Raw genomic sequence first — 25,380 nt, 5'->3', positions numbered from 1 at the left:
CGAAACCGATCGAAGGAGCACTCCGTCATGCTGCGTGTCGCCGTACCCAACAAGGGCGCCCTGGCCGATTCGGCCGCTCAGATGCTGCGCGAGGCGGGCTACCGCCAGCGCACCGACACCAAGGACCTGGTCTGCCGCGACCAGGCAAACGACATCGAATTCTTCTACCTGCGGCCGAAGGACATCGCCACCTATGTCGGCTCCGGTGACCTGGACGTCGGCATCACCGGCCGGGACCTGCTCATCGACTCTGGCGCGCCGGCCGAGGAGGTGGTCGACCTGAACTTCGGCCGGGCCACCTTCCGGTTCGCCGCCCGTCCGGACGACATCGCCGACGTACGGGAGCTGGGCGGGCACCGGATCGCCACCGCGTACCCGGGGCTGGTCGAGCGGCACCTCGCCGAGTTGGGCGTCAAGGCCGACGTCATCCGGCTCGACGGTGCGGTGGAGAACGCCATCCGGCTGGGCGTGGCCGACGTGGTCGCCGACGTGGTCGAGACCGGCGCCACGCTGCGCCAGGCCGGCCTGGTGGTCTTCGGTGAGCCCCTGCTGAAGTCCTCGGCGGTGCTGGTCCGCCGCACCGGCGCGGCCCCGCACCCGCAGGCCGAGCAGCTGATGCGCCGGCTGCACGGGGTGCTGGTGGCCCGTCGCTACGTGATGCTCGCCTACGACGTGCCGGCCGGGCTGCTGGATCGGGCCAGCTCGCTCACCCCGGGTATCGAGTCACCGACGGTCTCCCCGTTGCACCGGGAGGGTTGGGTGGCGGTGCAGGCGATGGTGCTCCGCGACGACGTGCACCGGATCATGGACGAACTCTACGAACTGGGAGCCCGGGCGATCCTGGTCACCAACATCCACGCCTGCCGGCTGTGAGGTCCTGCCGGGCCGGTACGTCCCGGCCCTGTGTGGCGCCGGATGCCCGGGTACGGCCGGATGGCAGACTGGTGGGGTGAGTGAAACCGACGTGGTCCGGGTGCGACCCCGGCGGATCCGGCTGGTCTGCTGGGTGTCGGCCGTCCTGCTGGTCGTGGTCTTCGCCCTGGTCGCCACCACGCTGACCGGCCCCACCGGCAACGGGTACGGCACCTTCCAGCGCGGCGACCAGCTGGCCATGATCGGGCTCGGGGTCATGTTCGCCCTGGGCACTCTGCTGTTCACCCGACCCCGGGTCGAGGCGGACGTGCGGGGGGTGCGGGTCCGCAACATCATCGGCTCGTACGAGCTGCCCTGGGAGGTCGTCCGCGGCGTCCGGTTCGACCGTGGGGCCCCCTGGGCGGCCCTGGAGCTCTACGACGACGACCTGCTGCCGGTGGTCGCCCTCCAGGCCGCCGACAAGCAGCTCGCCGTCGACGGCGTGCGCGCCCTGCGCCGCCTGCACCAGGCGCACCTGACCGCCGTCGCAGAGCGCGCGGCCCGCTGATCCGTTCGCTGCGTCCGCTCGGGCCCGCCGGCTCGGTTTGAGGTCCCGGTTACCGAGGGTGTAGTGTTGTCGAGTCGACCATGCTGTCCTGAGCGTCAGGACGGCTGTGAAAGCGGAGCGCCTGCTCCCACCCGAGTCGCCGCCTGTGGCGTCCGGGTCCGGTCACCGGTTCCGGGCACGTCCCGGCACCGGATGCGCGATCCTGTGATCGTGCCGACCGGTCGAGCGGGCCCTGGCATACGCCGGGGCCTTCTACTTTCCGGGCCGGTTCCCACCGGGAGCCGCCGGGTCGGCCACGCATGAAGATCCGACTCGAGGAGGCCCCATCAGCGTCGAACCACGCGTGAACGAGCAGATCCGGGCACGTGAGGTCCGACTGGTCGGCCCCGAGGGTGAGCAGGTGGGCATCGTCCCACTGGAGCGCGCCCTTCAGCTGGCCGCGGACGTCGATCTGGACCTGGTCGAGGTTGCGCCGATGGCGCGCCCGCCGGTGTGCAAGCTCATGGACTTCGGCAAGTTCAAGTACGAGAGCGCACTGAAGGCGCGCGAAGCGCGGCGTAACCAGCAGCAGACCGTCATCAAGGAGATGAAGCTCCGGCCGAAGATCGATCCGCACGACTACGAGACCAAGAAGGGTCACGTGGTGCGGTTCCTCAAGGCCGGTGACAAGGTCAAGGTGACGATCATGTTCCGCGGTCGCGAGCAGAGCCGCCCGGAGCTGGGCTACCGGCTCCTGCGCCGGCTCGAGTCCGAGATCACGGAACTGGGATACGTGGAGTCCGCTCCGAAGCAGGACGGCCGAAACATGATCATGGTTCTCGCTCCGCACCGGGCCGTGAAGGCCTCCGCGGTCGCCGCCACGGCGTCCCGTGGTGGACCCCGGGAGCGGACCGCGGAGGAGCCCGCCACCGCCGCGGCCGCCGAACCTGCGGTGACCAGTGAGAGCGCAGCAGCCGGTGACACCGGCGCGACCGCTGACACCAGCGGTCAGTAACAGGGGAGAAGACGTTCCACATGCCGAAGATGAAGAGCCACACGGGGATGGGCAAGCGGGTCCGCGTGACCGGCAACGGCAAGATCACGAAGCAGCAGGCCGGTCTGCGTCACAACCTCGAGAAGAAGCCCTCCACCCGCACCCGCCGGCTGACGGGCGTGGTCGAGGTGGCCAAGGCTGACGTCAAGCGCATCAAGAAGCTGCTCGGCCGCTGACGCGCGCCACCTGAATCCAAGAAGGAGTTGAGATGGCACGCGTCAAGCGGGCTGTTAACGCCCAGAAGAAGCGCCGTACCCTGCTGGAGACCGCGAGCGGATACCGCGGTCAGCGCTCCCGGCTGTACCGCAAGGCCAAGGAGCAGGTGCTGCACTCGATGCAGTACGCCTACCGGGACCGTCGCGACCGCAAGGGCGACTTCAGGCAGCTGTGGATCCAGCGGATCAACGCGGGTGCCCGCGCCAACGGGATGACCTACAACCGGCTGATCCAGGGCCTGCGCCTGGCCGGCATCGAGGTCGACCGCAAGATCCTGGCTGACCTGGCCGTCAACGACGCCGCCGCGTTCGCGGCGATCGTCGAGCTGGCCCGGGCCGCCGTGCAGGCCGAGGGCACCGGCGGCGCGCCCGCCCAGGCCGCCTGAGTCCCACCCAGCGCAGCGAGGCGTCCCTCGGCAACGGGGACGCCTCGCGCGTGCGACCGAGACCATGCTCTTCACACCGCGTACGCCCCGGGTGGTGGCCGCGCGCCGACTTCAGCGTCGCCGCGACCGCGACGCCTCGGGTCGGTTCCTCGCCGAGGGGCCGCAGGCGGTCCGGGAGGCCCTGAGCCGACCCGGCACCGTGCTGGAGCTGTTCGGCACCCCGGCCGCCCTCGACCGGTACGCCGACCTGGCGGCGAGCGCCGCCGGCGGCGACGTGCCCGTCTCCGAGGTGACCGACGAGGCGCTGGCCGCGCTCGCCGAGACCGTCGCCCCGCAAGGGCTGGTCGCCGTCTGCCGGCACCTCGACGTGTCCCTTCAGATAGCGTTGTCGCGCGGCCCCCGGCTGGTGGCCGTGCTCGCGGGCATCCGTGACCCGGGCAACGCCGGCACGGTGCTGCGGACCGCCGACGCGGCCGGCGCCACCACGGTGGTCTTCGCGGGTGACGCCGTCGACCCGTACAACGGCAAGTGCGTCAGGTCGTCGGCCGGCAGCCTGTTCCACGTGGACGTGGTGCGCGAACGCGACCCGGCCGCGACGCTCACCGCCGTCCGGGCCGCCGGGCTGACGGTGCTCGCCGCCACCGGTCACGGCGAATCTGATCTCGACGAGCTGGTCGACGCCGGCCGGCTGGCGGCACCGACCGCCTGGCTGTTCGGCTCCGAGGCGCACGGCCTGCCCGTCGAGCTGGCCGAGGCCGCCGACGCCCGGGTCCGGGTGCCGCTGCACGGGCGGGCCGAGAGCCTCAACCTGGCTGCGGCGGCGGCCGTCTGCCTGTACGCTTCGGCCAGAGCACAGCGCTGACCCGAGGTCACGCGCGCATGACGGAGGAGACGCGGCCCCCATGGTGAACGCACCACGGCGTTCGTTTAGCCAGCCCGCCGGTGTCGGCGGGCGGCGGGCCTGACCTGCTCTCCACACGACTCCCACCGGCGGGCTGCGGCACAGCCGCGCGTCCGTAGACTCGCCTAGCCGCCCGCGAGGGCCGGCGCCGTCGTGAGGGAGTGCCCGTACGCCATGACTTACCGCAACGATCCGTACGACCCGAAGCAGGTCGCCCTGCTGGACCCGGCCGCGCTGGCCGAGGCCGTGACCGAGGCCGAGAAGGCGTTCGCCGCCGCCGGTGACCCGGACGCGCTGGCCGCGGTGCGCCCGGCGCACCTGGGCGACCGGGCCCCGGTCTCGCTGGCCCGCCGCGAGATCGGCGCGCTGCCGCCGGCCGCCAAGGCCGACGCCGGCAAGCGGGTCAACGAGGCCCGCCGGGCCATCGAGCAGGCGCACGCCGCCCGGGCCGAGGTGCTGCAGCGCGAGCAGGCCGAGCGGGTCCTGGTCGCCGAACGAGTCGACGTGACGCTGCCGTACGACCGGCACCCGCGTGGCTCCCGACACCCGATCACGCTGCTGATGGAGCAGATCAGCGACCTGTTCATCGGGATGGGCTACGAGGTGGCCGAGGGCCCCGAGGTCGAGCTGGAGTGGACCAACTTCGACGCGCTGAACATCCCCGCCGACCACCCCGCCCGGGGACTGATGGACACCTTCCACATCGCACCGGAGGGTTCCGGTCTGGTGCTGCGTACGCACACCTCACCGGTGCAGGCACGCACCATGCTCAGCCGCACCCCACCGATCTACGTGGTCGTGCCCGGCCGGGTCTACCGCACCGACGAGTTGGACGCCACCCACTCCCCGGTCTTCTACCAGGTGGAGGGTCTGGTGGTGGACAAGGGCATCACGATGGCGCACCTGCGGGGCACCCTCGACCACTTCGCCCGGGCGATGTTCGGCGCGGGCGCGAAGACCCGGTTCCGGCCGCACTACTTCCCGTTCACCGAGCCGTCGGCGGAGTTCGACGTGTGGTTCCCGGAGCACCGCAAGGGGCCACAGTGGGTCGAGTGGGGTGGCTGCGGCATGGTCAACCCGCGGGTGCTGCGGGCCTGCGGCATCGACCCGGAGGTCTACTCCGGCTTCGCCTTCGGCATGGGCATCGACCGGACCGTGATGTTCCGGCACGGGGTGGGCGACATGCGGGACCTGGTCGAGGGCGACGTCCGGTTCACCCGGGCGTTCGGCCACGGGGCTTAGTGCGGGCGCGAGTTACGGAGACGGTGGTTACACATCATGCGAGTTTCTCTCAGTTGGCTGCGGGAGTACGTCGACGTACCCGACCTGCCCGTCGACGAGTTGGAGCGGGCCCTGGTCGACCTCGGCATCGAGGTCGAGTCCATCGTGGACCTGTCCGGCACGGTCACCGGGCAACTGGTGGTCGGCGAGGTCCTGGAGATCGAGGAGCTGACCGGCTTCAAGAAGCCGATCCGGTTCTGCCTGGTGAACGTGGGCGCCGCCAACGGCACCGGCGAGCCGCAGGAGATCGTCTGCGGTGCCCGCAACTTCGCACCGGGTGACCGGGTCGTGGTGATCCTGCCCGGCGGGGTGCTGCCGGGTGGCTTCGCCATCGGTGCCCGCCGCACGTACGGGCGCAACTCCAACGGCATGATCTGCTCGGCCCGGGAACTGGGCCTGGGCGACGACCACTCCGGCATCCTGGTGCTGCCCGAGCACGTGGTGGCGGAGCCCGGCGACGACGCTCGGCCGGTGGTCGGCCTCGACGACGTCATCGTCGAGGTGGAGATCACCCCGGACCGGGGCTACCAGATGTCGCTGCGTGGGCTCGCCCGCGAACTGGCGCACGCCCTCGGCCTCGACTACTCCGACCGGGGCCGGATGCCCGCGACGCCCGGCACGGCCGTGCCGGCGTACCCGGTCGAGGTGCGCGACCCGGTCGGCTGCGACCGGTTCGCGGCCCGGCTGGTGCGCGGCGTCGACCCGGCGGCGCAGACCCCGGACTGGATGCGGCAACGGCTGACCATCGCCGGCGTCCGCAGCATCTCGTTGCCGGTGGACATCACCAACTACGTGATGCTCGAACTCGGCCAGCCGATGCACGCCTTCGACGCCGACCGGATCGCCGGCCCGCTCGTGGTGCGCCGGGCGGTGCCGGGGGAGAAACTGACCACGCTCGACGGGGTGACCCGCGCCCTCGCCCCCGAGGACATGGTCATCTGCGACGCCGGGCTGCCGAACCCGGTCGCCGCCGAGGGTGACGGCATGCCGATCTCACTCGCCGCCGTGATGGGCGGCGAGACCAGCGAGGTGCTGCCGGGCACCGTCAACGTGCTCTTCGAGGCCGCGCACTGGGACCCGGCGATGGTGGGCCGCACCGCGCGGCGGCACAAGCTGTTCAGCGAGGCGGCGAAGCGTTGGGAGCGTGGGGTCGACCCGGCGCTGCCGCTGGTCGCGCTGGACCGGGCGGTCGGGCTGCTCACCTCGTACGCGGGCGGCGCCGCCAGCGAGGAGGTGCTGGACCTCAACCACGTCCGGCCGCGTACCCCGGTCATCCTGCCGGCCGACCTGCCCAGCCGGCGGGTTGGTGTGGACTACCCGCCGGCCCGGGTGGTCGCGCTGCTGGAGCAGGTCGGCTGCACCGTGGCGCGCGGCACCGACCGGCTGGCCGAGGAACCGGGTTCGGTGGCGGTGGCCGCCGGAGACGGTGAGGCGCTGAGCGTCACCCCGCCGACCTGGCGGCCCGACCTGACCGATCCGGCGGATCTGGTCGAGGAGGTGGTCCGCCTCGACGGGTACGACAAGGTGCCGTCGGTGCTGCCGACCGCGCCGCCCGGCCGGGGCCTGACCTGGCAGCAGCGACGTCACCGGGCGGTGTCCCGTTCCCTGGCCGAGCGCGGCTACGTCGAGGTGCTGGCGCACCCGTTCGTCGCCACGGAGCTGGCCGACCAGCTCGGCCTGGCCGCCGACGACCCGCGTCGCCGGGCGGTGCGGCTGGCCAACCCGCTGTCGGAGGAGGAGCCGCTGCTGCGCACCACGCTGCTCGGTCCGCTGCTCGGTATCGTCCGGCGCAACCTCGGCCGGGGCCTGCGGGACCTGTCCCTCTACGAGATCGGCACGGTCTTCCAGCCCCGGGTGGACGCCGGCAGCCCGCCGGAGATGGGCGTCGACCGCCGTCCCACCGACGCGGAGCCCGCCGCCGCCGACGCGGTGGTGCCGTGCCAGCCCCGGCACGTCGCCGTCGTGCTGACCGGCGAGGTCGAGCCGGCCGGCTGGTGGGGCGGCGGGCGGGCGGCCGGCTGGGCGGACGCCGTCGAGGCGGGCCGCGCGGTGCTCACCGCCGCCGGGATACCCGACCAGCGCGTCGAGGTGCGCTCGGCCGAGTACGCCCCCTGGCACCCGGGCCGCTGCGCGGAGCTGCTGGTCGACGGCGCGGTCGTCGGCCACGCCGGTGAGCTGCACCCGCAGGTCGTAGCGACGCTCGAACTGCCGAGGCGGACCTGCGCCATGGAGCTGGACCTGGACGCTCTGCCGGCACCTGCGGTGACGGCCGCGCCCGCTGTCTCCGGCTACCCGCCGGCGCTGATCGACGTGGCGCTGGTGGTGGCCGAGTCGGTACCGGCGGCGCAGGTTCGCCAGGCACTCGTCGAGGGTGCCGGCGAGCTGCTGGAGTCGGTCAGCCTGTTCGACGTCTACGCCTCGGAGCAGCTCGGTGCCGGACGCAAGTCGCTGGCCTACAAGCTGACCTTCCGAGCGCCGGACCGCACGTTGACGGTCGAGGAGGCGGTGGCCGCCCGCGACGCCGCCGTCGCCCGCGCCGCCGAACGCTGCGGCGCCACCCTCCGCGGCGCCTGACCGGTGGGCAAGGGCCCCTTCCCTGCGCCTCGTGCGGGGAAGGGGCCCTTGCTCACTCCGGGAGTGGGAGCGTGTGCGATCGGTGACGGCGGCAAGGGGCTTGGTGTGTGATCGACCGAAAGGTCAACACCGATGGCTGTTTGGTTACCCGCGAGTCACGTCTGAGGGGTTAGCCTGCTGTATCCCGACGACCCTGGGATCACACCCGCCACCCCCACGGGAGCCCCCTCATGTCCGATGATCCGCCCACCTCGGTCGACGTCTGCATCGTCGGTGGTTGTGGCCGGGTGGGCCTGCCGCTGGGTATCGCCTTCGCCGCCCGCGGGCTGTCCGTCGTGCTGTACGACATCAACGCCGAGGCCGTCGCGGGCGTCAACGCGGCCACCCTGCCCTTCGCCGAGCCCGGCGCGGCCGATCCGCTGGCCGAGGCGGTGGCGGCCGGCCGGCTGCGCGCCACCACCGACCCCGCCGCCGTCGGGATCTCGGACCACCTGGTCGTCGTGGTCGGCACGCCGGTCGACGAGCACCTCAACCCGGATCTCGGTGCCGTGCCCCGCGCGTTGGAGCGCTGCGCCGAACATCTGCGCGACGGCCAGCTGATCGTGCTGCGCAGCACCGTCTACCCCGGGGTCACCGCGCTGACCGAGAAGTTGCTGGCCGGCAAGGGTCTGCGCGCGGACGTGGCGTTCTGCCCGGAACGGATCGCCGAGGGCCGGGCGATGACCGAGCTGTTCACGCTGCCGCAGATCGTCGCCGCGCGGACCCCGGAGGCGCTGGCGCGGGCGGAGAAGCTGTTCCGGCACCTGACCGACCAGATCGTCCCGCTCGAACCCGAGGAGGCCGAGCTGGCGAAGCTGTTCACCAACACCTGGCGGTACATCAAGTTCGCCACCGCGAACCAGTTCTGGATGATGGCGAACGACTTCGGGCTGGACTTCGCCCGGATCCGGCACGCGGTGGCGTACGACTACCCGCGTGCGGCCGATCTGCCGATGCCCGGTTTCGCCGCCGGGCCGTGCCTGTTCAAGGACACCATGCAACTGGCCGCGTTCAACCGGAACAACTTCGTGCTCGGCCACTCGGCGATGCTGATCAACGAGGGGTTGCCGCTGTATCTGGTGTCCCGCCTGGAGGACCGGTTCGACCTGGCCACCTCGACGGTGGGCATCCTCGGCATGGCCTTCAAGGGCGGCAGCGACGACCCCCGGGAGAGCCTGGCGTACAAGCTGCGCAAGATCCTGGCGTTGAAGACCCGGGAGACGCTCTGCACCGACCCGTACGTGGCCGACGACCGCTTCGTCGACCTGGACGAGGTGTTGCGCCGGGCCGACCTGCTGGTCATCGCCGCACCGCATGAGCAGTACGCCCGCCTGGACACCGACAAACCGGTGATCGACATGTGGGGTCTGACCGGGCAGGGGGTACGGGTGTGATGAATCCCCGGGTCTCGGTGATCGTGCCGGTCTACAACGAGGGCGAGGCGATCATCCGCTGCCTGGAGCGGATGCTGCGGGAACTGATGCTGCCCGCCGAGGTGCTGATCGTGCACGACATGCCCGAGGACACCACGGTCCCGTACGTCGAACGGATCGCGCGTACCGACCCGCGGGTCCGGGCGGTGCTCAACACCTACGGCCGGGGCCCGGCCAACGCGATCCGGTTCGGCATCGACGCGGCCCTGGCACCGGTCGCGGTGGTGACGATGGCCGACGGGTGTGACGATCCCCGCCAGATCGACGAGTTGGCCCGGTTGGTGGACCGGGGGGTGGTGGTCGCCGCGGCCTCCCGGTACATGCCGGGTGGTCAGCAGGTCGGCGGGCCGAGGCTCAAGCGGATGATGTCCCGCTGGGCGGGACGAAGCCTTTACACCTTCGCCCGGGCCGGCACCCGCGACGCCACCAACAGCTTCAAGGCGTACGACACGGCGTTCGTCCGGGAGGTCGGCATCGAGTCGCGGACCGGCTTCGAGATCGGGCTGGAACTGACCGCGAAGGCCACCCGGCTGCGCCTGCCGGTGGCGGAGATTCCGACCATCTGGCTGGACCGTCCGCTCGGCGAGTCCCACTTCGACCTGGGCCGCTTCCTCCCCGGCTACCTGCGCTGGTACCTGTTCGCCTACGGTCGACGACTGAGCCGGGAGAAGTTGACCGCCCGGGTGCGGACGGCGGCCGTGCCGGCTCCGCGTGGCACCGAGTACGAGAAGACGGCATAGGAGCGTCGGTGGCGAAGATCCTGGTAACTGGTTCGGCCGGCTTCATCGGCGGCTATCTCGTCGCGGAGTTGCTCGACCGCGGCCACGAGGTGGTGGGTGTCGACAACTTCTCGAAGTACGGTCCGGTCGCCCAGAGCCACGAGGGAAACCCCCGGTTCCGGTTCGTGGAGGGGGACGCCCGCGACACCGATCTGCTGACCGGGCTGCTCGACGGCTGCGACCACCTGGTCGCCGGGGCGGCGATGATCGGCGGGATCTCCTACTTCCACGCGTACGCCTACGACCTGCTCGCCACCAACGAGCGGATCATGGCGGCGACCTGTGACGCGGCGATCCGAGCCCACCGAGACGGTCGGCTGTCCAAGGTCACCTACCTCTCGTCCTCGATGGTGTTCGAGTCCACCGAGCACTGGCCCAGCCGGGAGGGCGACGAGCGACGCATTCCGCCGCCGCTGTCCTCGTACGGCTTCCAGAAGCTGGCCGTGGAGTACTACGCCCGCGCCGCCTGGGACCAGTACCGGTTGCCCTACACGATCGTGCGGCCGTTCAACTGCGTCGGCGTGGGGGAGGGGCGGGCGCTGGGCCAGGCCGAGGTGCTCTCCGGCAACGTCAAGCTGGCCATGTCGCACGTGGTGCCCGACCTGGTGCAGAAGATCGTCAAGGGGCAGGATCCGCTGCACATCCTCGGCGAGGGCGACCAGGTGCGGCACTACACCTACGGCGGGGACCTGGCCCGGGGCATCGCGCTGGCCATCGAGCATCCGGCGGCGGCCAACGAGGACTTCAACCTCTCCACCGCCGAGTCGACCACCGTGCTGGAGTTGGCCGAGCTGATCTGGCGCAAGATCAAGGGACCGGACGTGCCGTTCCGGTACGTCAGCGACGAACCCTTCCAGCATGACGTACAGAAGCGGGTGCCGGACACCACGAAGGCCCACGAGGTGCTCGGCTTCACCGCCACCACATCCCTGGATGAGATGCTCGACGAGGTCATCCCCTGGGTGACCGACGCGGTCGCCGAGGGCCGCCTCTAGCACACCGGCACCCATCGTGGTTCATTACCATACGGCTTCCTGTATGAACTTGCAGTCTGAGGTGTGCTCCTGCTAACCTTCTCTGCATATTCATGCGGAGGTGGGTATGGGGATTCGGGCTGCGGTCGTCGGGGCGAGCGGGTACGCCGGTGGTGAACTGCTCCGTCTGCTCGCCGGGCACCCCGAGTTCGACCTGGTCGCCGCGACTGCGCACAGCCAGGCCGGGCAACCACTCGACGCCGTCCACCCGCAGCTGACCGGGCTGGAGATGACCCTCGGCGGGACCACGCCGGAGGTGCTGGCCGAGGCCGATCTGGTCTTCCTCGCCCTGCCGCACGGTGAGTCCGCCGCCCTGGCGGCGCGACTGCCCGCCGGGGTCCGGATCGTCGATCTCGGCGCCGACCACCGGCTCGCCGACGCTGACGCCTGGGCCCGTTACTACGGTGGCCCGCACGCGGGAGCGTGGACCTACGGCCTGCCCGAGCTGCCCGGCCAGCGGGCGCGGATCGTCGCCGCCGAACGGGTGGCCAACACCGGCTGCTACGCGGCGGCGATCACCCTGGCGCTGGCGCCGCTGATCGCGGCCGGTGCCGCCCGACCCGACGACGTGGTGGTCGTCGCCGCGTCCGGCACGTCGGGCGCGGGCCGGGTCGCCAAGGCTCACCTGCTGGCCAGTGAGGTGATGGGCGACCTGTCGCCCTACAAGGTGGGCGCACACCAGCACGTACCCGAGATCAAGCAGGCCACCGGGGCGACCGGGCTGTCGTTCACTCCGGTGCTGGCGCCCATGCCGCGCGGCATCCTGGCCACGGTCACCGCGCTGCCGACCGGCGAGGCCGACCCGCGCGCGGTGCTGGCGCGGGCGTACGCGGACGAACCGTTCGTACACCTGCTGCCCGAGGGACGGTGGCCGCACACCGCCGCCACGGTGGGCGGCAACTCCTGCCACCTGCAGGCCGGCGTCGATGTCGACTCCGGCCGGCTGATCGTGGTCGCCGCGCTGGACAACCTCGGCAAGGGTGCCGCGGGCCAGGCGGTGCAGAACGCCAATCTGATGTTCGGTCTGCCCGAAACCACGGGCCTGTCCGTGTGGGGGACCGCGCCATGACCGTGACCACTCCCGAGGGATTCCGGGCGGCCGGCGTTGCCGCCGGCCTCAAGACCGGCGGCGCACCTGACGTCGCGCTGGTGGTCAACGACGGCCCCGACGCCGGAGTCGCCGGTGTCTTCACCGCCAACCGGATCAAGGCCGCGCCGGTGCTCTGGACCGAGCAGGTCGTCAGGGGCGGCATCGTGCGGGCGGTGGTGCTCAATTCCGGTGGTGCGAACGCCTGCACCGGTCCGGCCGGCTTCCAGGACACCCATGCCACCGCAGAGCACACCGCCGCCGCGTTGACCTCGGCCAGCGCCTACCAGATCGGTGCCGGTGAGGTGGCCGTCTGCTCCACCGGCCTGATCGGCGAGCGGCTGCCCATGGACCGGCTTCTGCCCGGGGTCGCCGCCGCTGTCGAGAGCCTGGGTGACAACAGCGGCGCCGCTGCCGCCGAGGCGATCATGACGACGGACACCCGGCCCAAGACCACCGTCGTCGCCGGTGCCGGCTGGACCGTCGGCGGCATGGCCAAGGGTGCCGGCATGCTGGCCCCGGCCATGGCCACCATGCTCTGCGTCCTCACCACCGACGCGGTGGCCGGGCCGGAGACACTCGACGCCGCGCTGCGGTCGGCCACCCGGGTCACCTTCGACCGGGTCGATTCCGACGGCTGCATGTCGACGAACGACACGGTGCTGCTGCTGGCCAGTGGTGCCTCGGGTGTCGCGCCGAGCGAGGCGGAGCTGGCCTCGGCGGTCACCGCCGCCTGCCACGACCTGGCCCGGCAACTGCTCGCCGATGCCGAGGGCGCCACCAAGGAGATCGCCATCGAGGTGGTCGGTGCCGCCGACGAGGACGACGCGGTCGAGGTGGGCCGGTCGGTGGCCCGCAACAACCTGGTCAAGACCGCGCTGTTCGGCAACGACCCGAACTGGGGCCGGATCCTCGCCGCCGTCGGCACGACCGCCGCCGCCTTCGAGCCGGACGCCGTCGACGTGGCGGTCAACGGCATCTGGGTCTGTCGGTCCGGCGCAGCCGCCGAGGACCGCTCGAAGGTCGATCTCTCGGGCCGGGACGTCACCATCCGGATCGACCTGCACGCCGGTGCGGCAGAGGCGACGGTGTGGACGAACGACCTGTCGCACGCCTACGTGCACGAGAACTCGGCCTACTCAACGTGAGCGCGAGGAATGCAGCGCAGCGGAGTCCCGCAGTCGCGAACGGAAGGCTGGCCCGGTGAGCGCGAGGAATGCAGCGCAGCGGAGTCCCGCAGTCGCGAACGGAAGGCGGATCCGGTGAATCTGAGCTCCGATCTGGCCCTTGCCCAGGCCAAGGCGGCCACGCTGATCGAGGCGCTGCCCTGGCTGGCCCGCCTGTCCGGTGCCACCGTCGTGATCAAGTACGGCGGCAGCGCCATGAGCGACCCGGAGTTGCGGCGGGCCTTCGCCGCCGACATGGTGTTTCTGCGCTACGTCGGCCTCAAGCCGGTGGTGGTGCACGGCGGCGGACCGCAGATCTCGGCCATGCTCAAGAGGCTGGGAATCGCCAGCGAGTTCCGGGGCGGCCTGCGGGTGACCACCCCGGAGGCGATGGACGTGGTCCGGATGGTGCTGTTCGGGCAGGTGGGTCGCGAACTGGTCGGGTTGATCAACGCGCACGGTCCGTTCGCGGTCGGTCTGTCCGGTGAGGATGCCGGGCTGTTCCGGGCGGTGCGGCGGTCCGCGTACGTCGACGGGCAGCCGGTCGACGTGGGTCAGGTCGGCGACGTCGAGTCGGTGGACGTCTCGGCGGTGGACGACCTGATCGCGGCCGGCCGGATTCCGGTGATCTCCACGGTGGCGCCGGACGCGGACGGGGTGTTGCACAATCTGAACGCCGACACCGCCGCCGCCGCGCTCGCGGTCGCCCTGCGGGCGCGCAAGCTGGTCGTGCTCACCGACGTGCCCGGCCTGTACGCCGACTGGCCGGACACGTCCAGCCTGCTCAGTGAGATCAACACCGACGAGTTGGCGAAGCTGCTGCCGTCGCTGGAGTCGGGCATGGTGCCGAAGATGGAGGCGTGCCTGCGGGCCGTCAACGCAGGAGTGCCGGCCGCACACGTCGTGGACGGTCGGGTCGCCCACTCCACCCTGCTGGAAGTGTTCACCCCGGAAGGCTTCGGAACGATGGTGATTCCCTCATGAGTGCCCTGGTCAGCCGGTGGCGGCAGGCGATGATGGACAACTACGGCACGCCGCCGCTGGCGCTGGTGTCGGGTTCCGGCGCCGTCGTGGTCGACGAGGCCGGCCGGGAGTATGTCGACTTGCTCGGCGGTATCGCCGTCAACTCCCTCGGGCACGCGCACCCGGCGGTGGTGGCGGCCGTGTCGAAGCAGGTCGCCACGCTCGGCCACGTCTCCAACCTGTACGTCTGCGAACCGCCGGTGGCGCTTGCCGAACTGCTGCTGGCCCTCGCCGGCCGGCCGGGTCGGGTGTTCTTCGCCAACTCTGGAGCCGAGGCCAACGAGGCGGCGTTCAAGCTCTCCCGGTGCACCGGCCGCACCGGGGTGGTGGCCACCGTCGGCGGCTTCCACGGCCGTACGATGGGCGCCCTCGCCCTGACCGGTCAACCGGCCAAAGCCGACCCGTTCCGGCCGCTGCCGGGCGAGGTGACCCATGTCCCGTACGGTGACGTGGCCGCCCTGGCCGCGGCGGTGAGCGACGCCACGGCCATGGTGATCCTGGAGCCGATCCAGGGCGAGAACGGTGTGGTCGTCCCGCCGGCCGGCTACCTCGCCGCGGCCCGCCGGATCACCGCCCGGCACGGTGCCCTGCTGGTGCTCGACGAGGTGCAGACGGGCGTCGGCCGGACCGGGCACTGGTTCGCCCATCAGGCCGACGGCGTCGAACCGGATGTGGTGACCCTGGCCAAGGGGCTCGGTGGCGGGTTGCCCATCGGCGCGACGCTCGCCTTCGGCCCGGCCGCCGACCTGCTCGGTCCCGGTTCGCATGGCAGCACCTTCGGCGGCAACCCGGTCAGTTGCGCAGCCGCTCTGGCCGTCATCTCCACGATCGCCAGTGAGGGGTTGCTCGACCACGTCAAGCGGCTCGGTGAGCGGCTGCGTCGGGGGATCGAGGCGCTGGGTCATCCGCTGGTGGCCGGCGTACGCGGTGCGGGGCTGCTGCTCGGCGTCACCCTGACCGCACCGGTGTCCGCCGCGCTCGCCGGGGCGCTGCGCGAGGCCGGCTTCCTGGTCAATCCGATCCAGCCCGACGTGATCCGGCTGGCCCCGCCGTTGATCCTCACCGCCGCTCAGGTCGACGCCTTCCTGGCGGCGCTGCCAGCCGCCCTGGTGGCGTCCAGTGCTCCGGATCGGGTTGCCCCGGTCGCGCCGTCCGGCGGTGCGATCCCGGTCGCTTCCGCCGAGGGGCGTGCGCCGACCGGGCTCTCGACCAGCCCGGTGGCGCCGAGGGAGGCTTCCGCGTGATCCGGCATTTCCTGCGTGACGACGACCTGTCGCCGGCCGAGCAGTCCGCGGTGCTGGACCTTGCCGGCCGGATGAAGGCCGACCGGTTCGCGTTCGCGTCGTTGGCCGGGCCGCGCTCGGTGGCGGTGCTGTTCGACAAGCAGAGCCTGCGCACCCGGATCTCCTTCGACGCCGGCATCGCCGAACTGGGTGGTCACCCTCTGGTGGTGGACACCCAGGTCACCCACTTCGGCCGGGGTGAGTCGCTCGGCGACGCCGGCCGGGTGCTGTCCCGCTACGTGGCCGCGATCGTGCTGCGTACCCATGGCGACGACCGGATCGCGGAGGTCGCCGCCGGAGCCACCGTGCCGGTGGTCAACGCGCTGACCGACGGGTTCCACCCGTGTCAACTGCTCGCCGACCTGCTCACCATCCGGGAATGGTGCGGCGGCACCGTGGGGCGGACGCTCGCCTACGTGGGGGACGCGGCGAACAACATGTCCCACTCGTACCTGCTGGCCGGCGCGACCGCCGGCATGCACGTGCGGGTCGCCGGCCCGGTCGGTTTCCACCCGCACGCGGACGTGGTGGCCCGTGCCGAGGCGATCGCCGCCGGCACCGGCGGTTCGGTCCGGGTGCTCACCGACCCGGTCGCCGCCGTCCGCGACGCCGACGTGGTGGCCACCGACACCTGGACCTCGATGGGACAGGAGGCTGACGGCATGGACCGCAGCACCCCGTTCCTGGCGTACCAGGTGAACAAGGCACTGCTCGGGCACGCCGCGCCGGAGGCCATCGTGCTGCACTGCCTGCCGGCGCACCGCGGCGAGGAGATCACCGACGAGGTGCTCGACGGCCCGCGCAGTGCCGTCTTCGACCAGGCGGAGAACCGGTTGCACGCCCAGAAGGCGCTGCTGACCTTCCTGCTGCAGGAGTCACGGTGACCGTGAGGAACGCAGCGCAGCGGAGTCCCGCAGTCGGGAACGAAAGGTGGGCCCGGTGACCGCGAGGAACGCAGCGCAGCGGAGTCCCGCAGTCGGGAACGAAAGGTGGGCCCGGTGACCGCACCGCTGACCCGGGGCGCCCGCCACGCCCGCATCGTCGAGCTGATCCGCGACCGGGCGGTCCGTTCGCAGACCGAGTTGGCCGAGTTGCTCGGCGCGGAGGGCGTCCAGGTCACCCAGGCCACCCTCTCGCGGGACCTGAAGGAACTCGGCGCGGTCACCGCGCGGGGCGGTGACGGCCGGGCCGTCTACGTGATTCCCGAGGATGGTCACCGGCCGCTGCGCGACGCCGAGGCGGCACCGGCCCGGCTGGTGCGGCTGCTGCGTGAGCTGCTCAACGAGGTCGATTCCAGCGGCAACATCGCGGTCCTGCGTACTCCGCCGGGGGCCGCCCACTACCTGGCCAGCGCGTTGGATCGGGCGGGCCTGTCGGAGGTCGTCGGCACCATCGCCGGCGACGACACCATTTTCGTCGTGGCACGTGCCGCCGACGGTGGCGCCGCGCTCGGTGAACGGCTCGCCAGCTGGGCCCGCCGGGACGACAGTGCCGAAGGGAGTACGCCATGACCGAGGTCGTGCCGGACGCGGGTGCCCGGTTGGGGGAAGGCTGATCGTGGGGACCACAATTAACCGGGTGGACGACAAGAGCTTGACCGAGAACAGCGCAGCGGCCAACCGGACGAGCCTGTGGGGAGGTCGGTTCGCCGGTGGCCCGTCGGAGGCGCTGGCCCGCCTGTCGGTGAGCGTGCAGTTCGACTGGCGGCTGGCCCCGTACGACATCGCTGGTTCCCGGGCGCACGCCCGGGTGCTGGCCGGTGCCGGCCTGCTCGACCCGGAGGAACTGGGCCGCATCCTCGCCGCCCTCGACGACCTGGAGGCCGCCTGCGCCTCGGGCGCGTTCCGTCCCACCGTCGACGACGAGGACGTGCACACCGCCCTGGAGCGTGGCCTGCTGGAACGGCTCGGCAGTCTCGGCGGCAAGCTGCGCGCCGGCCGGTCCCGCAACGACCAGGTAGCCACCGACCTGCGGCTCTATCTGCGCGACCACGCCCGGGGCGTGGCCGCGCGGCTGGTGGAGCTGGCCGAGGCGCTGGTCGAGCAGGCCGGCCGGCACGTGGACACCGCCGCGCCCGGCATGACGCACCTGCAGCACGCCCAGCCGGTCACCTTCGGCCACTGGCTGCTCGCCCACGTGCAGCCGTTGCTGCGGGACCTGGAGCGGCTCCGCGACTGGGACCACCGGACGGCGGTCAGTCCGCTCGGCGCGGGCGCGCTCGCCGGTTCGGGGCTGCCGCTGGACCCGGGGGCGGTCTCGAAGGAGCTGGGGTTCCGGACGTCCTTCGCCAACTCGATGGACGCCGTGGCCGACCGGGACTTCGTCGCCGAGTTCCTCTTCGTCACCGCGATGATCGGGGTGCACCTGTCCCGCCTCGGTGAGGAGGTGGTGCTCTGGACGTCGCAGGAGTTCGGCTGGGTGGAGCTGGACGACGCCTTCGCCACCGGCTCGTCGATCATGCCGCAGAAGAAGAACGCGGACATCGCCGAGCTGGCCCGGGGCAAGTCGGGTCGGCTGGTCGGCGGGCTGGTCGCGGTGCTGACCATGCTCAAGGGCCTACCGATGACGTACGACCGGGACATGCAGGAGGACAAGGAGCCGGCCTTCGACGCGGTCGACACCCTGGAACTGCTGCTGCCGGCGCTCGCCGGGATGATCTCCACGATGACGGTACGCGTCGACCGCCTGGTCGCCGCCGCGCCGGTGGGCTTCTCCCTGGCCACCGAGGTGGCCGACTGGCTGGTCCGCAAGGGTGTGCCGTTCCGCGACGCGCACGAGATCACCGGCAAGCTGGTGGCGCTCTGCGCGGCCCGGGACTGCGCTCTCGACGAGGTTTCCGACGCCGACCTGGCCACGGTCAGCGAACACCTCGACCCGGCCGTACGCGACGTGCTGTCGGTCCGCTCGGCCCTCGCGGCCCGGATCACCCCCGGCTCCACCGGCCCTGGTCCGGTCGCCGACCAACTAGCCACCGCCGCCGACCAGCTCACCACCTGGCGCGAATGGTCCGCCGAGCAGGTCGTCCCCCGCTGACCCGCACCCCTTCGCGGTCTCTTCAGCGCAGTTTCGGGGAAACTGTCGCCTCCAGGCATCCTGAGAGGACAGTTTCCCCGAATCTGCCGCCTCGACGCGCTCGGTTCAGGTGCCTCTCCACAAATCAGGGTGAGGATGAAGGCGGACTCAGGCGTCTCGGCGTCGGAAGGCAGCCAGCGCCCCGCTCGCGAGGACAACGACCCAACCGAGCAGAACGAGCAGGCCGGTGGCGGGCGTCAGAACCTGTGCCTGGTCGGGAAGGTAGAGCAGGCCACCCGCGCGATCCGGCAGGTAACGAGCGTGCGGGGTGACGGCGTCCAGCACCGGCGAAACGACCAGCACCAGGCTGAGCGTGACGACGAGAGCGGAAACGACGGCCCGCAGGAGTGCGGCAAGAGCGAACCCCAGCAACCCGATGAGCGCGAGGTAGGCCGCCGCGCCGACGACGTTCCACGGGAGACCGTCGGTGACCACCGGGACGTCCCGCGTGGCCAGCGCGATTCGGGCCGTGAGCAGCCCGACGGCGAGCGCCGCGACGGCGGTTCCGGCAGCCCAGGCCAGGTAGGCGAGGGCCTTGGCAGCCGGTACGACCAGGCGGTCCGGCACGCACCGCAGGGTGGTGTGGAGCTGCCCATCGGCGTACTCGGTCCCGACCGCGAGGACGCCGAGCGTGATGGTGCCGGCCTGGAGGTACGGCACCGCTTGGAGGACGACTGCGACCGGCTCGTTCGCCCCGACCGGTGAGGCGGCCAACGCCCCGGTGATGGCGACGGCTGTGCCGATCGTGCCGAAGACCGCCGCCAGCGCCGCCGGCAGGCCGGACAGCTTGGCCAACTCGGCGGCGGTAGCACGGGCGCAGGAGCGGATCACGCGTCCCGCCGCAGGAAAACTGCACTGGCCAGCGCGAGCAGCGCTGCCGTCCAGGTGGCCATGACCAGGCCGCCGGTGACCGGGGCGAGCGCGTCGTCGAACGCCAACAGGTCACCGGCGAACATGCTCATGCCCGCGAGATCGGGCAGGAACCTGGCGAGCGGGGTGAGGTGTGACAGCAGCACGGAGACCGAGACGAGCGTGCTGTTCACCACGAGCACGATGATCGGGACGATCCCGTTGCGGGTGAAGACCGTGACCGCGAGGGCGATCAACGCCGTGAGCAGCCAGTAGATCCCGGCACCGACAGAGCGGGACAGCACCCCTCCCGGGGCCGGCGGAGCATCGGTGCCAACTATCCCGCCAGCCAGCGCCAACGAGGCGGGAATCACCACCAGAGCCGCGACCGCGACCAGCAGGACGACGGTGACGGCCTTGGCGGCCAGCACGGCGAGGCGGTTGGGGATGGCGGTGAGGGTCGTGGTGATCTGCCGACCGCCGCCGATCCTGGCACTGTTCGCGGTGTATTCGCCGCCAACGGCGACGACGCCGAGGACCACCGCGCCGACCGTGCCGATCGGCACCGCGGAGAAGACCGCCTCGGCAGGCGAGGTGTAGGCCGTCAGCTCGGGCCGTCCGCTGCGCAGCGCGGCGCGGACACCGACGGCGTTGATCAGAGTGATCGCGACCGGACCGAGCACCGTGACGGCCAGCGCGACAGCGGTCGCCGGCAGCGTCGCCGTCTTTCGAATCTCGGCGGCGACCGTGTCGAAGAAGGTCATCGCCCACCTGCCGTCGGCCCGGTGAGGGCGAAGAAGGCGTCCTCCAGGGTCGGGTAGCCGGCCGTGACCTCGCGGATCGGACCGGCGGCGACAACCCGGCCGTGGGCGATGACGACCAGGTCGTCGGCGATCTCGTCCACCTCCCTCATCAGGTGGCTGGAGAGCAGCACGGTGCCACCGGCGTCCGCGTGCCCGCGCAGCAGAACGCGGATCCAGCGGATGCCCTCGGGATCGAGCCCGTTCACCGGCTCGTCGAGCACGAGTGCACGAGGTTCGCCGAGCAGCGCGGCGGCCAGCCCGAGCCGCTGGCACATGCCGAGCGAGAACCGGCCGACCCTGGTTCCTCCGGCGGCACCGAGCCCGACCTGATCGAGCACCTCGGCCACCCGTCGGATCGGGATGCCGTTGCTGCGCGCCATCCAGGTGAGGTGGTTGCGCGCGGTACGGGAGCGGTGTGCGCCGGAGCCCTCCAGCATCGACCCGACGGTGCGTAACGGCTGGCGCAGGCGCCGGTACGGTTGGCCGTCGACCAGGGCCGTGCCGGCATCCGCGCGGTCCAGGCCCAACAGGATGCGCAGGGTGGATGACTTGCCCGCACCGTTGGGCCCCAGCAGACCTGTCACCCGGCCCGGTGCGGCCCGGAAGGTGACATCGGTGAGGATCTCGCGGGAGCCGCGCCGCTTGACCAGACGCTCGACTGACAGCATGAGCACCATGTCAGCTCAGCGTGCCGGTCCGCGTCATCGGGCCAGAGCCGGGACTTCCGCCAGCCCGCCCACCTCAGGTCGCTCCGACCCAGGTCCGATGTCAGGCCACGGTCCGGGTTCCTAGACTCGCGAGATGGCACCTGACGGGCGACCGACATGGCGGCCGTGGCTGTCCGCCGTCGCCGTATCGGTGCCGGTGGCTCTGCTCCTCTGCCTGATGACGGCGGGCACCGTGGGGCCGGCCGGGACACTCCTGCTGACGCTGATCACCACGACCGCCGTCGCAGCGTTGCTCTGGGCGCTGATCGGCGCTCGTCAGCAACGGCGGGTGTACGAGGACCGGCTGACCGCATGGGCGGCTGAGCGGGCCGCGGCGGCGGAACGGTTGCGCATCGCCCGTGAGCTTCACGATCTCGTCTCGCACGGCCTGGGCCTGGTCACCGTGCGTGCCGCCACGGCCGCTCGGGTGACCGGGCCAGCCGGTGAGGCCGAACGGGCGAACGCCCTGTCCGACATCGAACAGGTCGGTCGGGAGACCACGGCCGAACTGCGGCGGATGCTCGACGTGCTCCGCGCACCTGGCGCCGAGCCCGCTCCCTTGCGGCCGCCCGACACACTCGAGGCACTACCGGAGATCGTGCGGTCCACGACCGCCGCCGGGCTCGCCGCCACCGTCGAGGTGCGGAAGGTCGGCGAGGTGCCACCGGGCGTCCAGCTCGCCGTGTGCGCGATCGTCCGCGAGGGCCTGAGCAACACGGCCCGGCACGCCGGGCCGACCTGCGTGCACGTCACCGTGGATCGCGACGGCGACGCGATCGTGGTGGAGGTACGGGACGCCGGTCCCCGCCCGGGCTGGCGACCCCGCCCCGGGGCCGGCCACGGCCTGGACGGGCTGCGCGAGCGGGTGAGCATGCTCGATGGCGCCCTGCGTGCCGGCCCGGCCGGGCCGGGCTTTCAGCTCACGGCGCGCCTGCCGGCTCGGCGGTCCGGATGACAACTGATCCAGGAGGCCCACCCACAAGCATCCGGGTGCTCGTCGCGGACGACCAGCCGCTCCTGCGGCACAGCCTCGCCCTGCTCATCGACGGTACCCCGGGCCTCACCGTCGTCGGTCAGGCCGCCACCGGACACGAGGCCGTGTCGCTGACCCGTGCACGCCGCCCCCACGTCGTCCTGATGGACATCCGGATGCCCGACGGCGACGGCATCGAAGCGACCGGACGCATCGCCGCCGCCCCCGACCTGAGCGGTACCAGGATCCTCGTGCTCAGCATGTTCGCCCTCGACGAGTACGTGGCCGCCGCGCTGCGCGCCGGGGCGCACGGCTTCCTGCTCAAGGACGCCCACCCGGACCAACTCGTCGACGCGATCCGACGGACCCACGCGGGCGAGTCCCTCTTCGCGCCCAGCATTCTCACCCGCTTCGTCGCGCACTACCTCGACCGGCCCGGCCCGCCCGAGGTCCGTAGGATCGACAGGCTGACCGGCCGCGAGACCGAGGTGCTGTCTCTCGTGGCCCGCGGCCTGTCCAACGACGAGATCGCCCGGACACTCACCATCTCGGTCAAGACCGTCAAGACGCACGTCGGCAATCTGCTCGCCAAGCTCGACGCCCGTGATCGAGCCCAGCTCGTCATCGCCGCCTACGAGAACGATCTCGTCGCACCTCGATCCTCTGCGTGATCTTCGCACCCTGCCTGCCGGATGTCGGCGGCTGTGGCCCGGTCGGATCGGCATCGGAGCGCGGCTTGCCGGTTGGGTCCCGGGCCGGGTTACCTGGATCCGTGGACCATTCCTGGCTGCGCGCTCCCGCCGCACACGTCGCCGAGACCGCACGAACGTTGCTTGGCTGGGAGGTGGCGGCGAACGGGGTCCGGATCCGGCTGACCGAGGTCGAGGCGTATGCCGGCACCGGTGTGGATCCGGCCTCGCACGCGCATCGCGGGCCGACGCCCCGCACCACGGTGATGTTCGGCCCGGCGGGGCACGCGTACACCTACTTCGTCTTCGGCATGCACTGGTGCCTCAACGTCGTCTGCGGCGGCGCGGGGGAGGCGGCGGCGGTCCTGCTGCGCGCCGGTGAGGTGGTCGAGGGTGTGGACCTGGCCCGCAAGCGGCGCGGTGAGGTGGCCGACCGGGACCTGGCCCGGGGCCGGCCCGGCTGGTGGTCGCGCTCGGCGTCGAGGCGTCGGCGAACGGCACCTGCATGGTCGACGGGACCGGGCCGTTACTGCTGACGCCACCGGCCCGCCCGGTGGGGGCGTCGGCCGTCTCGGCCGGTCCGCGGGTCGGCGTGGCCGCCGCGCACGACGTGCCCTGGCGCTTCTGGATCACCGGCGACCCCACGGTCAGTCCGTACCGGCGGCACGTGCCACGGCGACGAGCCTGAGGGCCGCCCCGCGGCCGTCGGCGCTCGGGCTCGGGGATGAGACGGACGTGACGGGGGACACTGGTGTGCGGCGGGCTCGCGGAATAGTTGACTCGTCAAATATGTTGTCGGGGGCGTCGGGCACCACCGCCCGGGTCGGACGACACGAGGGAGCGGTCATGCAGTTCGGAGTCTTCACCGTCGGCGACGTCACGGTCGACCCGACGAACGGCCGGGAGCCCACCGAGGCCGAGCGGATCAAGGCGATGGTCACCATCGCGCTGAAGGCCGAGGAGGTCGGCCTCGACGTCTTCGCCACGGGCGAGCACCACAACCCGCCGTTCGTGCCCTCGTCGCCCACCACCATGCTGGGCTGGATCGCCGCCCGCACCGAGCGGCTGCTGCTGTCGACCGCGACCACGCTGATCACCACCAACGACCCGGTGAAGATCGCCGAGGACTACGCGATGCTGCAGCACCTCGCCGACGGTCGGGTCGACCTGATGATGGGCCGGGGCAACACCGGTCCGGTCTACCCCTGGTTCGGGCAGGACATCCGCAACGGCATCCCGCTCGCCATCGAGAACTACGACCTGCTGCGCCGGTTGTGGCGCGAGGACGTGGTCGACTGGAAGGGTCGGTTCCGCACTCCGTTGCAGTCGTTCACCTCGACGCCGCGCCCGCTCGACGGCGTACCACCGTTCGTGTGGCACGGCTCCATCCGCAGCCCGGAGATCGCCGAGCAGGCCGCGTACTACGGCGACGGCTTCTTCGCCAACCACATCTTCTGGCCCGCCGAGCACACCCGGCGGATGGTCGGTCTGTACCGGCAGCGCTTCGAGCACTACGGCCACGGCTCCGCCGACCAGGCGATCGTGGGTCTCGGTGGCCAGGTCTTCATGCGCCGCAACTCCCAGGACGCGGTGCGTGAGTTCCGCCCCTACTTCGACAACGCGCCGGTCTACGGCCACGGCCCCTCGCTCGAGGAGTTCACCGCCCAGACCCCGCTGACCGTGGGCAGCCCGCAGCAGGTCATCGACCGTACGCTCGGTTTCCGCGACTACGTGGGTGACTACCAGCGGCAGTTGTTCCTCGTCGACCACGCCGGGCTGCCGTTGAAGACCGTCCTGGAACAGTTGGATCTCCTCGGCGAGGAGGTCGTGCCGGTGCTGCGCAAGGAGTTCGAGTCGCTGCGGCCGGCGCACGTGCCGCTGGCGCCGACCCACGCCTCGCTGCTGGCCGCCGCCGGTGGTGGCAGCGACAGCACCGTCCACGCCGTCGACGACGTCACCGGCCGGGCACCGGAGGCCGCCCGATGACCGTGCGTACCCTCGCCGTGGTCTCGGCCGGTCTCAGCCAGCCCTCGTCGACCCGGCTGCTCGCCGACCAGCTCGCCGCGGCCACCCGCGACGAGCTGGTCCGGCACGGCGAGCAGGTCGAGCTGCGCCCGGTCGAGCTGCGCGAACACGCCCACGACATCGTCAACCACCTGCTCACCGGCTTTCCGGCGGAACCGTTGCGGCAGGTGCTGGACGAGGTCACCGGCGCCGATGGGCTGATCGCCGTCAGTCCGATCTTCAACGCCTCGTACAACGGGCTGTTCAAGTCGTTCTTCGACCTGGTCGACGCCGACGCGCTCGGCGGCCGTGCCGTCCTGCTCGGCGCGACCGGCGGCACCGCACGGCACTCCCTGGCCCTGGAGCACGCGCTGCGTCCGATGTTCACCTACCTGCGGGCGGTGGTGGCACCGACCGCGGTCTTCGCCGCACCGGAGGACTGGTCCGGCGGGACCGTCGACGGTGCGCTGCGCGCCCGGATCGAGCGCGCCGGTAGGGAACTCGCCGAACTGGTACGGCGCAGCGCCCCGTCCAGCGGACCCGCCGACCCGTTCGCCCTGACCACGAGCTTCGACCAACTGCTCCACGGCCGCGACGGCTGATCCCGCCGGCCGGGCCGCCATTCGTCG

Annotated in this window: 25 protein-coding genes and 1 pseudogene; 23 read left to right on the top strand and 3 right to left on the bottom strand. The window is 71.8% G+C overall.

The genetic code is table 11. The annotated features are described in order from the left end of the window. Nucleotides 1-27 precede the first annotated feature (27 nt). The 18 genes from hisG to argH all read left to right on the top strand — a co-directional run bounded on the left by hisG (nucleotide 28) and on the right by argH (nucleotide 18,687). Entirely contained in the window at nucleotides 28-873 is an 846-nt protein-coding gene (gene hisG / locus ENC19_RS00190; RefSeq protein WP_164445148.1) for an ATP phosphoribosyltransferase, read from the top strand. A gap of 76 nt (nucleotides 874-949) precedes the next feature. Then, nucleotides 950-1,420, top strand: coding sequence for a PH domain-containing protein (locus tag ENC19_RS00185; RefSeq protein WP_216592517.1), 471 nt, complete (start codon nucleotides 950-952; stop codon nucleotides 1,418-1,420). Nucleotides 1,421-1,763: 343 nt separating this feature from the next. Next, a complete protein-coding gene (infC, locus tag ENC19_RS00180; protein WP_164445147.1) occupies nucleotides 1,764-2,414 on the top strand; it encodes a translation initiation factor IF-3 in 651 nt (216 codons plus the stop codon). A 20-nt stretch (nucleotides 2,415-2,434) separates the two neighbouring features. Next, a complete protein-coding gene (gene rpmI / locus ENC19_RS00175) occupies nucleotides 2,435-2,629 on the top strand; it encodes a 50S ribosomal protein L35 (protein WP_164445146.1) in 195 nt (64 codons plus the stop codon). 32 nt (nucleotides 2,630-2,661) lie between these two features. Continuing rightward, complete coding sequence (rplT, locus tag ENC19_RS00170) at nucleotides 2,662-3,054, top strand: 50S ribosomal protein L20 (protein WP_093404272.1); 393 nt, start codon at nucleotides 2,662-2,664, stop codon at nucleotides 3,052-3,054. A 64-nt stretch (nucleotides 3,055-3,118) separates the two neighbouring features. Next, nucleotides 3,119-3,916 (top strand): TrmH family RNA methyltransferase, encoded by a 798-nt coding sequence (locus ENC19_RS00165; RefSeq protein WP_164445145.1) that lies wholly within the window; start codon nucleotides 3,119-3,121, stop codon nucleotides 3,914-3,916. 213 nt (nucleotides 3,917-4,129) lie between these two features. Further along, the gene (gene pheS, locus ENC19_RS00160; protein ID WP_164445144.1) at nucleotides 4,130-5,197 is read left to right on the top strand and encodes a phenylalanine--tRNA ligase subunit alpha; all 1,068 of its coding nucleotides are present in this window, start codon (nucleotides 4,130-4,132) and stop codon (nucleotides 5,195-5,197) included. A 36-nt stretch (nucleotides 5,198-5,233) separates the two neighbouring features. Further along, the gene (pheT, locus tag ENC19_RS00155) at nucleotides 5,234-7,810 is read left to right on the top strand and encodes a phenylalanine--tRNA ligase subunit beta (RefSeq protein ID WP_164445143.1); all 2,577 of its coding nucleotides are present in this window, start codon (nucleotides 5,234-5,236) and stop codon (nucleotides 7,808-7,810) included. Nucleotides 7,811-8,040: 230 nt separating this feature from the next. Beyond that, the gene (locus ENC19_RS00150; protein ID WP_164445142.1) at nucleotides 8,041-9,243 is read left to right on the top strand and encodes a nucleotide sugar dehydrogenase; all 1,203 of its coding nucleotides are present in this window, start codon (nucleotides 8,041-8,043) and stop codon (nucleotides 9,241-9,243) included. Then, nucleotides 9,243-10,022 carry a glycosyltransferase family 2 protein gene (locus ENC19_RS00145; protein ID WP_164445141.1) on the top strand — a complete coding sequence of 260 codons (780 nt, stop codon included), beginning with the start codon at nucleotides 9,243-9,245 and terminating at the stop codon, nucleotides 10,020-10,022. Before ENC19_RS00150 ends, ENC19_RS00145 begins: the two co-directional genes overlap by 1 nt. 8 nt (nucleotides 10,023-10,030) lie before the next feature. Further along, nucleotides 10,031-11,056: an NAD-dependent epimerase/dehydratase family protein gene (locus tag ENC19_RS00140; protein WP_164445140.1), complete on the top strand. Its 1,026-nt coding sequence runs from the start codon at nucleotides 10,031-10,033 to the stop codon at nucleotides 11,054-11,056. A gap of 106 nt (nucleotides 11,057-11,162) precedes the next feature. Next, nucleotides 11,163-12,164, top strand: coding sequence for an N-acetyl-gamma-glutamyl-phosphate reductase (argC, locus tag ENC19_RS00135; RefSeq protein WP_164445139.1), 1,002 nt, complete (start codon nucleotides 11,163-11,165; stop codon nucleotides 12,162-12,164). Continuing rightward, a complete protein-coding gene (gene argJ, locus ENC19_RS00130; RefSeq protein ID WP_164445138.1) occupies nucleotides 12,161-13,330 on the top strand; it encodes a bifunctional glutamate N-acetyltransferase/amino-acid acetyltransferase ArgJ in 1,170 nt (389 codons plus the stop codon). Before argC ends, argJ begins: the two co-directional genes overlap by 4 nt. A gap of 114 nt (nucleotides 13,331-13,444) precedes the next feature. Continuing rightward, a complete protein-coding gene (gene argB, locus ENC19_RS00125) occupies nucleotides 13,445-14,332 on the top strand; it encodes an acetylglutamate kinase (RefSeq protein WP_164445137.1) in 888 nt (295 codons plus the stop codon). Continuing rightward, nucleotides 14,329-15,615 carry an acetylornithine transaminase gene (locus ENC19_RS00120; RefSeq protein ID WP_164445136.1) on the top strand — a complete coding sequence of 429 codons (1,287 nt, stop codon included), beginning with the start codon at nucleotides 14,329-14,331 and terminating at the stop codon, nucleotides 15,613-15,615. Before argB ends, ENC19_RS00120 begins: the two co-directional genes overlap by 4 nt. Further along, the gene (gene argF / locus ENC19_RS00115; RefSeq protein WP_164445135.1) at nucleotides 15,612-16,538 is read left to right on the top strand and encodes an ornithine carbamoyltransferase; all 927 of its coding nucleotides are present in this window, start codon (nucleotides 15,612-15,614) and stop codon (nucleotides 16,536-16,538) included. The genes ENC19_RS00120 and argF overlap by 4 nt, the downstream gene beginning before the upstream one ends. Nucleotides 16,539-16,652: 114 nt before the next feature. Beyond that, nucleotides 16,653-17,165 carry an arginine repressor gene (locus ENC19_RS00110; RefSeq protein ID WP_164445134.1) on the top strand — a complete coding sequence of 171 codons (513 nt, stop codon included), beginning with the start codon at nucleotides 16,653-16,655 and terminating at the stop codon, nucleotides 17,163-17,165. A 58-nt stretch (nucleotides 17,166-17,223) separates the two neighbouring features. Further along, nucleotides 17,224-18,687, top strand: coding sequence for an argininosuccinate lyase (gene argH / locus ENC19_RS00105; RefSeq protein WP_164445921.1), 1,464 nt, complete (start codon nucleotides 17,224-17,226; stop codon nucleotides 18,685-18,687). 147 nt (nucleotides 18,688-18,834) lie between these two features. Here the strand turns inward: argH and ENC19_RS00100 are convergent, their stop codons facing one another. Genes ENC19_RS00100 through ENC19_RS00090 form a run of 3 tightly spaced genes read right to left on the bottom strand, consistent with a single transcriptional unit; the run spans nucleotide 18,835 to nucleotide 21,055 of the window. After that, nucleotides 18,835-19,557: an ABC transporter permease gene (locus tag ENC19_RS00100; protein ID WP_164445133.1), complete on the bottom strand. Its 723-nt coding sequence runs from the start codon at nucleotides 19,555-19,557 to the stop codon at nucleotides 18,835-18,837. Then, nucleotides 19,554-20,339: an ABC transporter permease gene (locus tag ENC19_RS00095; protein ID WP_164445132.1), complete on the bottom strand. Its 786-nt coding sequence runs from the start codon at nucleotides 20,337-20,339 to the stop codon at nucleotides 19,554-19,556. The genes ENC19_RS00100 and ENC19_RS00095 overlap by 4 nt, the downstream gene beginning before the upstream one ends. After that, nucleotides 20,336-21,055, bottom strand: a complete 720-nt coding sequence (locus ENC19_RS00090; protein ID WP_235944344.1) for an ABC transporter ATP-binding protein — start codon at nucleotides 21,053-21,055, stop codon at nucleotides 20,336-20,338. The genes ENC19_RS00095 and ENC19_RS00090 overlap by 4 nt, the downstream gene beginning before the upstream one ends. Before the next feature lie 124 nt (nucleotides 21,056-21,179). On the opposite strand from ENC19_RS00090, the gene ENC19_RS00085 reads away from it, so the two are divergent. The 5 genes and pseudogenes from ENC19_RS00085 (at nucleotide 21,180) to ENC19_RS00065 (ending at nucleotide 25,353) form a co-directional block, all read left to right on the top strand. Beyond that, nucleotides 21,180-22,040, top strand: coding sequence for a sensor histidine kinase (locus tag ENC19_RS00085; protein WP_164445131.1), 861 nt, complete (start codon nucleotides 21,180-21,182; stop codon nucleotides 22,038-22,040). Next, nucleotides 22,037-22,729 carry a response regulator gene (locus ENC19_RS00080; RefSeq protein ID WP_164445130.1) on the top strand — a complete coding sequence of 231 codons (693 nt, stop codon included), beginning with the start codon at nucleotides 22,037-22,039 and terminating at the stop codon, nucleotides 22,727-22,729. Before ENC19_RS00085 ends, ENC19_RS00080 begins: the two co-directional genes overlap by 4 nt. Nucleotides 22,730-22,830: 101 nt before the next feature. Then, nucleotides 22,831-23,435: pseudogene (locus ENC19_RS00075) on the top strand (DNA-3-methyladenine glycosylase). Between the two features lie 158 nt (nucleotides 23,436-23,593). Then, a complete protein-coding gene (locus ENC19_RS00070) occupies nucleotides 23,594-24,733 on the top strand; it encodes an LLM class flavin-dependent oxidoreductase (RefSeq protein WP_164445129.1) in 1,140 nt (379 codons plus the stop codon). Next, nucleotides 24,730-25,353: an FMN reductase gene (locus ENC19_RS00065; protein WP_164445128.1), complete on the top strand. Its 624-nt coding sequence runs from the start codon at nucleotides 24,730-24,732 to the stop codon at nucleotides 25,351-25,353. Before ENC19_RS00070 ends, ENC19_RS00065 begins: the two co-directional genes overlap by 4 nt. Nucleotides 25,354-25,380: the final 27 nt, after the last annotated feature.

Origin of the sequence: Verrucosispora sioxanthis (assembly GCF_010560025.1) — a bacterium.
GTDB lineage: Bacteria > Actinomycetota > Actinomycetes > Mycobacteriales > Micromonosporaceae > Micromonospora > Micromonospora palythoicola.
This window is presented reverse-complemented; position numbering and strand designations above follow the sequence as displayed.

What these genes read in the sequence shown, in the direction of transcription:
- ENC19_RS00080 (WP_164445130.1), top strand. Translation starts at nt 22,037, where the DNA reads ATGACAACTGATCCAGGAGGCCCACCCACAAGCATCCGGGTGCTCGTC.
- pheS (WP_164445144.1), top strand. Translation starts at nt 4,130, where the DNA reads ATGACTTACCGCAACGATCCGTACGACCCGAAGCAGGTCGCCCTGCTG.
- rpmI (WP_164445146.1), top strand. Translation starts at nt 2,435, where the DNA reads ATGCCGAAGATGAAGAGCCACACGGGGATGGGCAAGCGGGTCCGCGTG.
- hisG (WP_164445148.1), top strand. Translation starts at nt 28, where the DNA reads ATGCTGCGTGTCGCCGTACCCAACAAGGGCGCCCTGGCCGATTCGGCC.
- ENC19_RS00145 (WP_164445141.1), top strand. Translation starts at nt 9,243, where the DNA reads ATGAATCCCCGGGTCTCGGTGATCGTGCCGGTCTACAACGAGGGCGAG.
- ENC19_RS00085 (WP_164445131.1), top strand. Translation starts at nt 21,180, where the DNA reads ATGGCACCTGACGGGCGACCGACATGGCGGCCGTGGCTGTCCGCCGTC.
- ENC19_RS00070 (WP_164445129.1), top strand. Translation starts at nt 23,594, where the DNA reads ATGCAGTTCGGAGTCTTCACCGTCGGCGACGTCACGGTCGACCCGACG.
- argJ (WP_164445138.1), top strand. Translation starts at nt 12,161, where the DNA reads ATGACCGTGACCACTCCCGAGGGATTCCGGGCGGCCGGCGTTGCCGCC.
- ENC19_RS00165 (WP_164445145.1), top strand. Translation starts at nt 3,119, where the DNA reads ATGCTCTTCACACCGCGTACGCCCCGGGTGGTGGCCGCGCGCCGACTT.
- ENC19_RS00090 (WP_235944344.1), bottom strand. Translation starts at nt 21,055, where the DNA reads ATGGTGCTCATGCTGTCAGTCGAGCGTCTGGTCAAGCGGCGCGGCTCC.
- ENC19_RS00095 (WP_164445132.1), bottom strand. Translation starts at nt 20,339, where the DNA reads ATGACCTTCTTCGACACGGTCGCCGCCGAGATTCGAAAGACGGCGACG.
- ENC19_RS00065 (WP_164445128.1), top strand. Translation starts at nt 24,730, where the DNA reads ATGACCGTGCGTACCCTCGCCGTGGTCTCGGCCGGTCTCAGCCAGCCC.
- ENC19_RS00150 (WP_164445142.1), top strand. Translation starts at nt 8,041, where the DNA reads ATGTCCGATGATCCGCCCACCTCGGTCGACGTCTGCATCGTCGGTGGT.
- pheT (WP_164445143.1), top strand. Translation starts at nt 5,234, where the DNA reads ATGCGAGTTTCTCTCAGTTGGCTGCGGGAGTACGTCGACGTACCCGAC.
- ENC19_RS00120 (WP_164445136.1), top strand. Translation starts at nt 14,329, where the DNA reads ATGAGTGCCCTGGTCAGCCGGTGGCGGCAGGCGATGATGGACAACTAC.
- rplT (WP_093404272.1), top strand. Translation starts at nt 2,662, where the DNA reads ATGGCACGCGTCAAGCGGGCTGTTAACGCCCAGAAGAAGCGCCGTACC.
- argC (WP_164445139.1), top strand. Translation starts at nt 11,163, where the DNA reads ATGGGGATTCGGGCTGCGGTCGTCGGGGCGAGCGGGTACGCCGGTGGT.